Source organism: Chromobacterium sp. ATCC 53434 (genome assembly GCF_002848345.1).
Taxonomy (GTDB): domain Bacteria; phylum Pseudomonadota; class Gammaproteobacteria; order Burkholderiales; family Chromobacteriaceae; genus Chromobacterium.
This window is the reverse complement of record NZ_CP025429.1, coordinates 2,077,407-2,089,721: the sequence shown is the minus strand read 5'-3', so window position 1 is coordinate 2,089,721 and position 12,315 is coordinate 2,077,407. Positions and strand designations below refer to the sequence as shown.

The following is a 12,315-nucleotide window of genomic DNA, read 5'->3' as shown; positions in this document are numbered from 1 at the left end:
ACGGCGCAGCGGCATCGGCCGTTCTGCGCGGGCGATAATCGCCCCGTTTTCAACCCGCATGAGAGGCATGAGCATGAACAAACTGGAAAAAGTGCTGTATACCGCCCGCGCGCATACCACCGGCGGCCGCGACGGCCGTTCGGCCAGCGACGACGGCCTGCTGGACGTCAAGTTGGCCGTGCCGAAGGCGATGGGCGGCGCCGGCGGCGCGACCAACCCGGAGCAGCTGTTCGCGGCCGGCTATTCGGCCTGCTTCATGGGCGCGCTCCGCCACGTCGCCGGACAGAAGAAGATCGCGGTGCCGGCCGACGCGGCGATTGACGCCAGCGTTTCGATCGGGCCGATTCCGCAGGGCTTCGGCATCGCCGCGCAACTGACGGTCAGCCTGCCTGGGCTGGAACGGTCGACGGCGCAGGAGCTGGTGAACGCCGCCCACCAGGTATGCCCGTACTCGAACGCCACCCGCGGCAATATCGAAGTCGACATCGTCCTCAAATAGTCCCCCGCTTGCCGGCGGCAGAGATGGCGCCGGCAAGCCATGCACACATTCCGCTCCAAGAAAAATTCACCTAACATATCGTACAGCCTCTCTTTCCGAGACGGCGGTTCGGCAGTCCGATTCAAACGGTCAATATTATTGATGCATTGCTGCCGATCGACGGCAACGATGCCCTTGCCGAGCGCGATCGGGCGGCAGAATCATGATCGGATTTGTCGGGACTGTCGCAGCAAGTCATCGCCAAGCTGTCGGCAATTTCTCATCAGTAAATTCTTATGTTCATGCTTTTCCAATCTTGAATCCATCCACTCGATTTAAAGCCGGCTTGCCATTTTAAATGACGATGGTCTAGGAATGGCTTGTCTCCCTATCGGGGGACGGCCTCTCGCACCGGGGGCTGACAACTGGAACCAAAGGCGGCGTGCCGACACGCAAACAAGCCTCGTTCCCGAGCATGCGCACAAGGCATCGCTCACCGTGATTTTCTGCAAAGGAGAAGTGGAATGTTTGCCAAGCAACACACCATCGTACTGGCAGTCGCCGCCCTGTTCGGCGTTTCCGTCGCCCACGCCGCATCCGGCTGGGTCGCGACCCGCACCCAGGCTGCCCAGCCGCAGAAGGCGCTGATCGGCGCCATGGCGCGCGATGTCGGGGAAGCCACGGCCGGCCAGACGGTCCGCGTCGCCGTCAGCCTGAAGCTGCGCAACAAGCCGCAGCTGGACGCGCTGACCGCCGGCATCCTCCGCGGCGCGGTCAAGCGCCGCCTGAGCCATGCCGAGTTCATGAGCCAGTACGCGCCGACCGAGGCGCAGGCCCAGGCCGTGGTGCGGCATCTTCAGGCCAGCGGTTTCCGCAATGTCAAGGTCGCGCCCAACCGTCTGCTGATCACCGCCGACGGCAGCGCCGCCACCGTCAAGACCGCCTTCAATACCCCGCTGCATCGCTACAGCGTCAACGGCCGCAGCCTGTATGCCAATACCGCCGCGGCGATGGTTCCCGGCCACCTGGGCGACATCGTGCTGTCAGTGCAGGGCCTGCAGAACATGCACCAGTTCCACACCACGCTGGCGCGCAGCGCGGCGGCCAAGGGCGTGCCGCACTCGCCGACCGATTTCTCCACCATCTACAACGCCGACAGTCTGCCGCCGGCCAGCGGGACCACCGTCGGCATCATCGCCGAAGGCGATCTGAGCCAGACGCTGAGCGATCTGCAGGCCTTCACCAGCGGCACCGGCTTCAACGCGGTCAACACCAAGGTGATCAACGCCGGCAATCCGTCGTCCGACATCGACGGTACCGTGGAATGGAATCTGGACAGCCAGGACATCATCGCCGCCGCCGGCGGCGCGGTGCAGCAGATGAACTTCTACGTCGCGTCGTCGATGGGCAACGCCGACATCACCGCCGCGCTGAACTCGGCGGTCAGCGACAATGCCGCCAAGGTGGTGAACGTGTCGCTGGGCGAGTGCGAGAGCAACTCCCAGAGCGACGGCTCCACCGCCGCCGACGATCAGATCTTCCAGAGCGCGGTGGCGCAGGGCCAGATCTTCTCCGTCTCCACCGGCGACTCCGGCTCCGCCGAATGCGGCAGCGGCGCCACCGGCCAGAGCTACCCGGCGGTATCGCCGTATGTGGTCGCGGTCGGCGGCACCACGCTGATCACCAGCGGCGACACCGGCTACCAGTCGGAACGTACCTGGAACGGCGGCGGCGGCGGCCCCAGCACCACGGAAAGCGCGCCGTCCTGGCAATCCGCCTCCGGCGTGCTGAGCGTCAATCCGGGCCAGCGCGGCGTGCCGGACGTGTCCTTCGACGCCGATCCGGCCTCCGGCGCCAATGTGCTGGTCAACGGCAGCACGCAGCCTGTCGGCGGCACCAGCCTGGCGGCGCCGCTGTTCACCGGTTTCTGGGCCCGGATCGAGTCTGCCAACGGCAATCAGCTGGGCTACCCGGCGCCATCGTTCTACAAATACTTCCAGGCCAATCCGTCGCTGTACAACGACGTCGTCGACGGCAGCAACGGCGACTACAGCGCTGGTCCGGGCTGGGATTACGCTACCGGATGGGGCAGCCTGAACATCGCCAAGCTGAACGCCTTCATCGGTCAGACGCCTGGCTTCTGAACGGATGAGTGAATGACGAACGCCCCGGCATGCCGGGGCGTTTTCATCGTTGCCGGACGGCCGCTCAGGCCTCGTCGCCTCCCGCCAGCCGGCGCGCCAGTTCGGCGCGCGTCATTTGCGGGAAATGCTTGCCCAGCAACTGGTCCAGTTCCAGCTCGAAGCGCTGCCACGGCGTCAGTTCGACCACGCCGGCATCGTCGTTCGGCGAGGCGATCATGCCGGCGGCGACGGTGCCGTTGCTTTGCCGGTCGATGATGATCAGGCTGCCGCTGCCGCGGCAATCGCGGTACGCATCGAAAGCCGCCGCGCTGTTCAGCGTGATCCGGCACAGGCCGATCTCGTTCAAGGCCAGCGCCTCGGCCGGACTATCCACCAGCGTGTTGACGTCGGTGCGGTGGACGATGGCCTCGATGCGGCCGGTCACGAACTTCCCGGCCAGCTTGAAACCGTATTCCTTGCCCGGCCGCAGCGGCGTCTCGCCCATCGCCACCAGGTGGGCGTTGAAGCTGCGGGACACGAAGGGACGGGCCTCGTCGGCGCGCACCAGCATGTCGCCGCGGGAGATGTCGATCTCGTCTTCCAGCGTCAGCGTCACCGCCTGGCCGGCGTGGGCGCGCGCCAGCTTGCCGTCGAAGGTGACGATCTCCTTGACCCGGCTCTGCCGGCCGGACGGCAAGGCTACCACCGCGTCGCCCGGATGGACGGCGCCGCTGGCGATGGTGCCGCAGAAGCCGCGGAAGTCCAGATTGGGCCGGTTGACGTATTGAACCGGCAGCCGGAAGGCCGACAGTGGCGCGTCATGGCCTATCTGTATGGTTTCCAGCAGATGCATCAGCGTCGCGCCCTTGTACCACGGAGCGGCCTCGGTGCGGCTGACCACATTGTCGCCGCGCAGCGCCGAGATCGGCACGAAGCGGATGTCCGGAATGTTCAGGTGGGCGGCGAAGGTCAGGTATTCGTCGCGGATGCGGTTGAACACTTCTTCGCTATAGTCGACCAGATCCATCTTGTTGACGGCGACGATGACGTGGCGGATGCCCAGTAGGCTGACGATGTGGCTGTGGCGGCGGGTCTGTGTTTGCACGCCTCGCCTGGCGTCGATCAGGATGATGGCCAGATTGCTGGTGGAGGCGCCGGTGGCCATATTGCGCGTGTACTGCTCATGGCCCGGGCAATCGGCGATGATGAACTTGCGCTTGTCGGTGCTGAAGTAGCGGTAGGCCACGTCTATCGTGATGCCCTGCTCGCGCTCGGCCTGCAGGCCGTCCACCAGCAACGCCAGGTCGATGTCCTGATCGGTGGTGTTGTACTTCTTCGAGTCGCGCGCGATCGCAGCCAGCTGGTCCTCGAAGATCAGCTTGGAGTCGTGCAGCAGCCGGCCGATCAGCGTGGACTTGCCGTCGTCCACGCTGCCACAGGTGATGAAGCGCAGCAGGTCTTTGTTCTCATGCTGGCGCAGGTATTCCAGGATATCCCCGGCGATCAGTTCGGATTGGTGCGACATCAGAAATACCCTTCCATTTTCTTCTTTTCCATCGAGCCGGCGCTGTCATGGTCGATCAGCCTGCCCTGCCGCTCCGAGGTCTTGGTCAGCAGCATTTCCTGGATGATCTCCGGCAGCGTCGCCGCCTCCGACTCCACCGCGCCGGTCAGCGGATAGCAGCCCAGCGTGCGGAAGCGCACCTTGCGCGTCGTGATGCTCGCCTTCTCCTCCGGCGTCAGATATTCGAGGATGCGCTCGTCGTCTATCATGATCAGCATGCCGTCGCGCTCCACCACCGGTCGTTCGGCGGCGAAATACAGCGGCACGATCTCGATGTTCTCCAGATAGATGTATTGCCAGATGTCCAGCTCGGTCCAGTTCGACAGCGGGAACACTCGTATGCTTTCCCCCTTGTCTATCCGGCTGTTGTAGATGTTCCACAGCTCCGGACGCTGATTCTTCGGATCCCAGCGGTGGTTCTTGTCGCGGAAGGAGTAGACGCGCTCCTTGGCGCGGCTCTTTTCCTCGTCGCGACGGGCGCCGCCGAAGGCCGCGTCGAACTTGTACTTGTTCAGCGCCTGCTTCAGACCCTCGGTCTTCATCACGTCGGTATGGCGGGCCGAGCCGGCGGTGAACGGGTTGACGCCGGCGGCCACGCCGTCCTGATTGACGTGGACCAGCAGATCCCAGCCGTTTTCGCGCGCCTGCCGGTCCCGGAGGGCGATCATGTCGCGGAACTTCCAGGTGGTGTCGACGTGCAGCAGCGGGAATGGCGGCTTGCCGGGAAAGAAGGCCTTCTTCGCCAGGTGCAGCATCACCGCGGAGTCCTTGCCGATCGAGTACAGCATCACCGGGTTTTCGAATTCCGCGGCCACCTCGCGGATGATGTGAATGGATTCGGCTTCCAGTTGTTGCAGGTGGGTCAGCCTTGCTTGATCGATATCCATGCTTGCAGCCTGTTCTATGATTGCAGCCAATCTACCGGAAATATTCGCGGGCATTCAAAACCGATTGGATATATCAATATAAGCTTAGCAAATCTTAAAATCTTCAATACAGGAATATGGATTGCGGGCAGGCCGAATGGCCGCGCCCGATGCTAAGATCAATGCAGATGTTCGACTAAAGTTTTGTCCGGCCGCGCCGATAAGAGCGTCAACCGGTGCCATATCGCACCATGCTGAAGCAAGACAGCGGCGACAGACCGCCAACCCCGTGATGACAACTAGACAACAGCCCTAAACAGCAACACGCCCGTCTGATGGCAGCTCAGGCGGGCCACAGGGAGACGACGTCATGTCATCCTCATCGATCAGCGCCAGCGCCGGTCCGCTGGACGTGCAGTCCATCGTCAGCCAACTGATTCAGGCCGATTCGCAGCCGCTCACCCAAAGCCAGCAGCGCGTCAGCAACTATCAGTCCGAGCTGAGCACGCTGGGCCAGGTCAGTTCCGCGCTGTCCAGCTTGCAGAGCGCCGCCACCACGCTGGCGTCCGGCACTTTTCTGCAGCAGTTCACCGCCGCCTCGTCGGACACCACCGTCGCCAGCGTCTCCTCGACCAGCGGCGGCACCGCCGGCACCTATGCGTTGAATGTGACGCAGATGGCGCAGTCGCGGCAGTTGGTCTTCGACCAGACTTCCGGCGGCGTGTCCATCACCGATCAGAACGCCACGCTGTCCGGCGCGCCGTCGTCGTTGACCTTCAATGTCGGCGGCACCAGCAGCACCGTGCAGCTGGGCAGCAATGTGTCGCTGGCGTCGATGGCCAGCAGCATCAACAGCGCCGGCATAGGCATCAACGCGTCGGTCGTGCAGTACAACAACAATTACTCGCTGGTGCTGAACTCGTCGCAGTCCGGCTCCACCAACACCTTCTCGATCACCGCCGGCGGCACCGACAGCAGCGGCACATCGGGCAATACGCTGGGCGGCCTGCAACAAAGCAGCACCGCCGCCGGCGAGTCGACCAACGCCCAGAACGCGTTGATGACGGTGAACGGCGTCAGCGTCTCGTCCAGCAGCAACACCGTGACCAATGTGGTCAACGGCGCCAGCATCACGCTGGAAAAGCTGGGACAGACCACGATCAATATGAGCCAGAACACGTCGGGCATCGCCTCGACGCTGCAAAGCTTCATATCGGCCTACAACCAGGTGGTCACGACCACCAACTCGGCCACCACCAGCTCCACCACCGTCGGCAGCACGCCGGCCAATACCGACATCAGCTCCGACTTGACCGACTTGCACGACCAGCTGGCCGGCCTGCTCGGCACGCCGGTCTCGGGCGCGGACCCGGTCAACTCCTATGCCTACCTCGCCCAGGTTGGCATCACCCAGAACGCCGACGGCACGCTGTCGCTGAACTCCACCTCTTTCAACGCGGCCCTGGCCGCCAATCCGTCGGCGGTGAGCAATCTGTTCGGCAATCCGCAGAACACCGGCATAGGCAATGTGTTCAACTCCACAATCAACTCGCTATTGGGGCCGGGCGGCATGATTACCAGCGACCAGACCAACATCAACAGTCAGGTGACCGCCGAGCAGCAATTGCAGCAGCAGCTGCAAAGCCAGCTGAGCACCGAGCAGACCAATCTGCTGACCGAATACTCCAATCTGAACAGCGAACTGGCGCAGATGGAGCAGGCCTCCACCAGCATGGCCAATCTGATCGCCTGAGCGTTTCTGTCATTGACGGGCGGCGTCCACTCTGGAGGCCGCCTTTTCTTTTGGCGTATACTCCGAAGATTCCTCCGCCCGTCCGCGGCGAATGGAACCGATGCCCAGTCCACACGTCCGACCCTGATGATTCCCGATATCGACCCTACCCGCCGCCAACTGCTGCAATGCCTGGCCATAGGCGCCGGCGCAGCCGCCTTGCAAGGATGCCGCACCATGATAGACCAGAACGTTCCGTCCACGCCGTCCGCCGGCCACCGCCTGTATCTGACCGCCTGCTCCGGCATCGTGCCGGCCAGGCAGCAGCAACTGGCGTTGCCGCGCTTGCGGCAGGCTGGTTTCGCGCTGGAGAACACCGAGGCGCTGGCGCGCAGCCATCAGCGCTTCGCCGGCACCGACGCCGAGCGGCTGGCCGATCTGAACCGTCTGCTGGCCCAGCCGCAATTGCCGGAAATGGTGCTGGCCGCGCGCGGCGGCTATGGCGCGATGCGCCTGCTGCCGCAACTGGACCTCGCCCGCCTGGGCGCGCGCGTGCGCGAAGCGCGCGCGCTGCTGGTCGGCTACAGCGATTTCAGCGCCATTCAGCTGGCGCTGCTGGCCAAGAGCGGCGTCGGCAGCTTCGCCGGCCCGATGCTGGGCGATTTCGGCAGCGCCGCGCCCAGCGCCTACGCCATCGATGAATTCTTCCGCACCGTCACCACGCCCCAGCGCAGCCTGAACGTGCCCGGCCCCCATGCCAGCGCCCGCGGCGAAGGCCTGTTCTGGGGCGGCAACCTCAGCGTGCTGTCCAGCCTGGCCGGCACGCCCTATCTGCCGGACATCAAGGGCGGCCTGCTCTTCCTCGAGGACGTCGGCGAGCAGCCGTACCGGGTGGAGCGGATGCTGCAACAGCTGTACCTGGCCGGCGTGTTGACCAAGCAGCGGGCGATCTTCCTCGGTGATTTCTCGATGCGCAAGCATGTCGACGCCTACGATCCGCGCTACGACTTCGACGCGGTGGTGGCCGAGTTGCGCCGCATCAGCGGCGTGCCGGTGTTCACCGGCCTGCCCTTCGGCCATATCGCCGACAAGACGACGCTGCCGCTCGGCTTCCCGGCGCGCTTCCAGGCCGACGAGTCGGGGCTCGCGCTGCAGTTTCTCGACTATCCGACGATATCGCCGCTCGGCCTGCAGCCGCAGGCGCTGTTGGAGACCCTGGCGGTCTGAGCGGAAATGCCAGTCGCTTGACGGCGGCGGCGCAATGGCGCAGTTTGGCATCTTTACGTCAGTTGAATTGCCCTTGGAGATTGCATGACCCTCAGCCGCAAGCCGCTGGCCGGATCGATCCTGGCCGTTTTTCTCGTTTCCGGCACGGCCGCCGCCGCCGATGGTTATCAGACGCCGCCGCCGGAATTGGCGGCGCTGGTCAATGCGCCGCGCACGCCGCTGCAGTCGCTGAATCCGCAGCGCGACACCATTCTGCAAACCAGCCGGCCCGGCCTGCCCGGCATCGCCGATGTCTCGCAGCCGGAACTGAGGCTGGCCGGCCTGCGGATCAACCCGGGCATGCGCGCCGCCAGCCGCTTCGATTTCGGCAACGGCCTGACCCTGGTCGACATCGCCAGCGGCAAGAGCCGGGCGGTGGCCGGCCTGCCGGCGCATCCCCGCATCGCCGACAGTCAGTGGGCGCCGGACGGCAAGCACGCGGCCCTGGCGTTGTGGGGCGCCAAAGGGGTGGAATTGTGGCTGCTGGACGCGTCCAGCGCCCAGGTCCGCCGGCTGGGGGCCTTCCATTTGAACGCCGTCAGCGGGCGGGGCTTCGCCTGGATGGGCAATCAGCTGCTGGTGAAGCTGGTTCCGACGCGCCAGGGGCCGGCGCCGCTGAAACCGTCAGCGCCGACCGGTCCCAATGTCCAGCAGAGCATGGGCGGCAAGTTGTCGCAAACCCGAACCTATCCCGATCTGCTGAAGACGCCGTACGATGCCGATCTGCTGGACTATCAGCTGGACAGCCAGCTGGCGCTGGTGGGCGTGGACGGCAAGGCGCGGCCGATAGGCCAGCCCGACCGCTATCTGGCCGTGCAGCCGTCGCCTAACCGCCAGTATCTGCTGTCGGCGCGCTTGCAGCGGCCCTATTCCACGCTGGTGCCGATCAACCGCTTCCCGCAGAAGATCGAGGTGCTCGACCTTCAGGGCCGCAGCCTGCATCTGGTGGCGCAACGCCCGCTGCTGGAGCGGATGCCATCCGGCAACGACGCGGTGGAAACCGGCCCGCGCGAAGTGTCGTGGCGCGCCGACGCGCCGGCGACGCTGTTCTGGGCCGAGGCCCGGGACGGCGGCGATCCGGAGGTCGCCGCCCAGGTCAGAGACGCGCTGTATTTGCAGACGGCGCCGTTCAAGCAGCCGCCGTTCAAGCTGCAGGAGCTGGCCAGCCGTTTCGCCGACATCCAGTGGGGCCGCGGCGATCTGGCCCTGGTCAGCGAGTACTGGTGGAAAACGCTCGATCTGAAGACCTGGCGCGTCAGACCGGCCGAGCCGGGCAAGCCGGCCGAGTTGCTGAACCGGCGCAGCTCGGAGGACCGTTACGCCGATCCCGGCAGCCCGGTGCTGATCAGCAACGCCGACGGCCAGCCGGTGCTGCAGACCAGCGCCGACGGTGGCAGCCTGTACCTGCTGGGCGACGGCGCCAGTCCGGACGGCGACCGGCCCTTCATCGACCGGCTGGATCTGGCCGGCAACAAGACCACCCGACTGTGGCGCTCGCAAGCGCCATGGTACGAGCAGCCGCTGGCGGTGCTGGACGACGGCAAGCGCGCCCTGCTTAGCCGCGAACAGGTGGAAACGCCGTCCAATCTGTATCTGAAGCGGCTGGATCAGGCCGACGGCCTGCGCCAGCTGACCTTCTTCCCGCACCCGACGCCGCAGTTGAAGGGCGTGCAGAAACGGCAGCTGCGCTACAAGCGCGCCGACGGCGTCGATCTGAGCGCCACGCTGTATCTGCCGCCAGGCTACGACGCCAAGCGCGACGGCCCGTTGCCGATGCTGATGTGGGCCTACCCAGCCGAGTTCAAGAGCGCCGACGCCGCCGGCCAGGTCACCGATTCGCCGTATCGCTTCAACCGCATCGGCTATTGGGGTCCCGAAGCGCTGCTGGCGCGCGGTTACGCGGTGCTGGACGACCCGTCCATGCCCATCATCGGCGTCGGCAAGCAGGAGCCCAACGACAGCTATCTGCCGCAACTGAAGATGGACGCGCAGGCGGCGGTGGACGAGGTGGTGCGCCTTGGCGTGGCCGATCGCGACCGCATCGCCATCGGCGGCCATTCCTACGGTTCCTTCATGACGGCCAATCTGCTGGCCCACACCCGGCTGTTCCGCGCCGGCATCGCCCGCTCCGGCGCCTTCAACCGCACGCTGACGCCATTCGGCTTCCAGTCGGAGGAGCGCAGTTTCTGGCAGGCCAAGGACGTGTACCAGACGATGTCGCCGTTCAATTACGCCGAACAGATCAAGGACGCGCTGCTGCTGATCCACGGCGAGGCCGACAACAATCCCGGCACCTTCCCGCTGCAGAGCGAGCGGATGTACCAGGCGCTGCAGGGATTGGGCGGCACGGTGCGGCTGGTGATGCTGCCGGCGGAAAGCCACGGCTACCGCGCCCGCGAATCGATTCTGCACATGCTGTGGGAGGAGGATCGCTGGCTGGATCAGTACGTCAAGCACGCCCAGCCCCGCGCGCAAGAGGCCGCCGCGCAGCGCTAAGGCCGGGCCGCCCCGGCGGCTTGAAGCCCGAAGCCCGGCGCCGCCGGGCTTTTTCACGTCCGCGGGACGAGTCGCAGCGGCGGCGCAGGTTTCCGCCATACACACATATTCGGCTTGCGCTTTGATTCGGTGTGTACAAAATGGATTATAACGGGCAGCAAAGGGCAGAAAACCCATGCGAGACAACAACGGCCGCCGCATCTATATCGAGCAACCTGGCCGACCGAGGCTGTATCAATTCGACGATATGCCCGGCTACGAGGTCGTCGGCGTGATCACGCTGGCGGGGAGGAGCGGCGCCTTGCTGAGAAAATACAGCAACGGCGTCTACAGCATGGTCAACTCGGGCATATTGCGGCCACTGGACCAGCGCCAGGTGAAGATGGCGCTGGGCATCGCCTCCAATGCCGGCGCGCCGCCGAGAATGGAGGGCGGCGCGCGGCACAATGTCTATCTCGACGCCGAAAGCATCGATATCGCCCAGGCGCTGGGCGACGGCAACATCAGCAGGGGCATAAGGCTGGCGCTGAGAGCCCGCGCCGACGCCGACCGCGACGAGCCGCCCAGCCAGGCCGTCGCCTGAGCCGGGGCAAGACGGCGCCTCCGGCCCGGCCGGCGCGAATCAGCCGTATTGCCGCGCGAAGTCCAGCATGAAGTTGACCAGCGATTTGACGCCCTCGATAGGCATCGCGTTGTAGATGGACGCGCGCATGCCGCCGACGGCGCGGTGGCCCTTCAACTGGGCCAGGCCGTTCTTGCGCGCCTCCAGCAGGAAGATCTCGTCCAGCGCCTCGTCCTTCAGCTTGAACACCACGTTCATCTTCGAACGGAACGGCTGTTCAATGTGGCTGGAGTAGAAACCGCCGCTGCTGTCGATGACGTGGTACAGCAGACCGGCCTTTTCCTCGTTGCGGGTGGCGATGCCCTTGACGCCGCCCTGCTCTTTCAGCCACTTGAACACCAGGCCGGCGATATAGATCGGATAAGTGCCCGGCGTGTTGTACATCGAGTCGGCGTCGGCGTGAACCTGATAGTTCAGCATCGTCGGGATGTCGGCGCGCGCCCGGCCCAGCAGATCCTCGCGGATGATCAGCACGGTCAGGCCGGATGGGCCGATGTTCTTCTGCGCGCCGGCGTAGATCATGCCGAAGCGGGAAATGTCGATCTCGCGCGACAGAAAGTCCGACGACATGTCGCAGACCAGCGGCACGTCGCCCAGCGCGGCGGGAATATGCGGGAACTGCAGGCCGCCTATGGTTTCGTTCGAGGTGTAGTGCAGATAGGCGGCCTTGGGGTCGCGCTGCCAGGCGGCCTCGTCCGGCACATAGCAAAAATTGCGGTCTTCGCTGCTGGCCACCACATTGACCTTGGCGTAGCGCTTGGTTTCCTTGATCGCCAGCTTGGACCAGTGGCCGGTGTTGACGATGTCTATGCTGTCCTTGTCGCCCAGCAGGTTCAGCGGGGCCATCGCGAACTGCAGCGAGGCGCCGCCCTGCAGGAACAGCGCCTTGTAACCGGCGGGGATGTGCATCAGTTCGCGCAGGTCGTGCTCGGCGTCATGGATGATCTCCATGAACTCCTTGCCCCGATGGCTCATCTCCATCACGCTCATGCCGGAACCGTGCCAATCCAGCAATTCGCTCTGCGCCTCGGCCAGCACCTGATGCGGCAATACGGCGGGACCGGCGGAAAAGTTGTACACCTTGGCCATGTCTATCCTCTGTCTCTTTGCGTGTTCGGATCGGGCCGGTTCCGGCCATCATCTCGAGTGTATGAAAAAACCGGCGTCT

Annotated in this window: 9 protein-coding genes; 6 read left to right on the top strand and 3 right to left on the bottom strand. The window is 64.9% G+C overall.

Annotated features, from left to right (window positions below):
- The first annotated feature begins 67 nt into the window (after positions 1-67).
- Complete coding sequence (locus tag CXB49_RS09390; protein WP_199406813.1) at positions 68-499, top strand: organic hydroperoxide resistance protein; 432 nt, start codon at positions 68-70, stop codon at positions 497-499.
- Positions 500-1,002: 503 nt separating this feature from the next.
- The gene (locus CXB49_RS09385) at positions 1,003-2,622 is read left to right on the top strand and encodes a protease pro-enzyme activation domain-containing protein (protein ID WP_101708154.1); all 1,620 of its coding nucleotides are present in this window, start codon (positions 1,003-1,005) and stop codon (positions 2,620-2,622) included.
- 64 nt (positions 2,623-2,686) lie between these two features.
- On the opposite strand, the gene cysN is transcribed toward CXB49_RS09385, so the two are convergent.
- Positions 2,687-4,126, bottom strand: a complete 1,440-nt coding sequence (cysN, locus tag CXB49_RS09380) for a sulfate adenylyltransferase subunit CysN (protein ID WP_101708153.1) — start codon at positions 4,124-4,126, stop codon at positions 2,687-2,689.
- Positions 4,126-5,052 (bottom strand): sulfate adenylyltransferase subunit CysD, encoded by a 927-nt coding sequence (gene cysD / locus CXB49_RS09375; protein ID WP_101708152.1) that lies wholly within the window; start codon positions 5,050-5,052, stop codon positions 4,126-4,128. Before cysD ends, cysN begins: the two co-directional genes overlap by 1 nt.
- A gap of 349 nt (positions 5,053-5,401) precedes the next feature.
- On the opposite strand from cysD, the gene fliD reads away from it, so the two are divergent.
- The 4 genes from fliD (at position 5,402) to CXB49_RS09355 (ending at position 11,108) form a co-directional block, all read left to right on the top strand.
- Entirely contained in the window at positions 5,402-6,784 is a 1,383-nt protein-coding gene (gene fliD / locus CXB49_RS09370) for a flagellar filament capping protein FliD (protein ID WP_101708151.1), read from the top strand.
- A gap of 126 nt (positions 6,785-6,910) precedes the next feature.
- The gene (locus tag CXB49_RS09365) at positions 6,911-7,990 is read left to right on the top strand and encodes an LD-carboxypeptidase (protein WP_101708150.1); all 1,080 of its coding nucleotides are present in this window, start codon (positions 6,911-6,913) and stop codon (positions 7,988-7,990) included.
- An 84-nt stretch (positions 7,991-8,074) separates the two neighbouring features.
- On the top strand, positions 8,075-10,525 hold the full coding sequence (locus tag CXB49_RS09360) for a S9 family peptidase (RefSeq protein ID WP_101708149.1): 2,451 nt from the start codon (positions 8,075-8,077) through the stop codon (positions 10,523-10,525).
- Positions 10,526-10,700: 175 nt separating this feature from the next.
- Positions 10,701-11,108, top strand: coding sequence for a hypothetical protein (locus CXB49_RS09355; protein ID WP_101708148.1), 408 nt, complete (start codon positions 10,701-10,703; stop codon positions 11,106-11,108).
- 39 nt (positions 11,109-11,147) lie between these two features.
- Here the strand turns inward: CXB49_RS09355 and serC are convergent, their stop codons facing one another.
- Positions 11,148-12,236: a 3-phosphoserine/phosphohydroxythreonine transaminase gene (serC, locus tag CXB49_RS09350; protein WP_101708147.1), complete on the bottom strand. Its 1,089-nt coding sequence runs from the start codon at positions 12,234-12,236 to the stop codon at positions 11,148-11,150.
- Positions 12,237-12,315: the final 79 nt, after the last annotated feature.

Excerpts from the sequence above, each read along its gene's own strand:
- CXB49_RS09390 (WP_199406813.1), top strand. The coding sequence starts at position 68 with ATGAGCATGAACAAACTGGAAAAAGTGCTGTATACCGCCCGCGCGCAT.
- CXB49_RS09385 (WP_101708154.1), top strand. The coding sequence starts at position 1,003 with ATGTTTGCCAAGCAACACACCATCGTACTGGCAGTCGCCGCCCTGTTC.
- cysN (WP_101708153.1), bottom strand. The coding sequence starts at position 4,126 with ATGTCGCACCAATCCGAACTGATCGCCGGGGATATCCTGGAATACCTG.
- cysD (WP_101708152.1), bottom strand. The coding sequence starts at position 5,052 with ATGGATATCGATCAAGCAAGGCTGACCCACCTGCAACAACTGGAAGCC.
- fliD (WP_101708151.1), top strand. The coding sequence starts at position 5,402 with ATGTCATCCTCATCGATCAGCGCCAGCGCCGGTCCGCTGGACGTGCAG.
- CXB49_RS09365 (WP_101708150.1), top strand. The coding sequence starts at position 6,911 with ATGATTCCCGATATCGACCCTACCCGCCGCCAACTGCTGCAATGCCTG.
- CXB49_RS09360 (WP_101708149.1), top strand. The coding sequence starts at position 8,075 with ATGACCCTCAGCCGCAAGCCGCTGGCCGGATCGATCCTGGCCGTTTTT.
- CXB49_RS09355 (WP_101708148.1), top strand. The coding sequence starts at position 10,701 with ATGCGAGACAACAACGGCCGCCGCATCTATATCGAGCAACCTGGCCGA.
- serC (WP_101708147.1), bottom strand. The coding sequence starts at position 12,236 with ATGGCCAAGGTGTACAACTTTTCCGCCGGTCCCGCCGTATTGCCGCAT.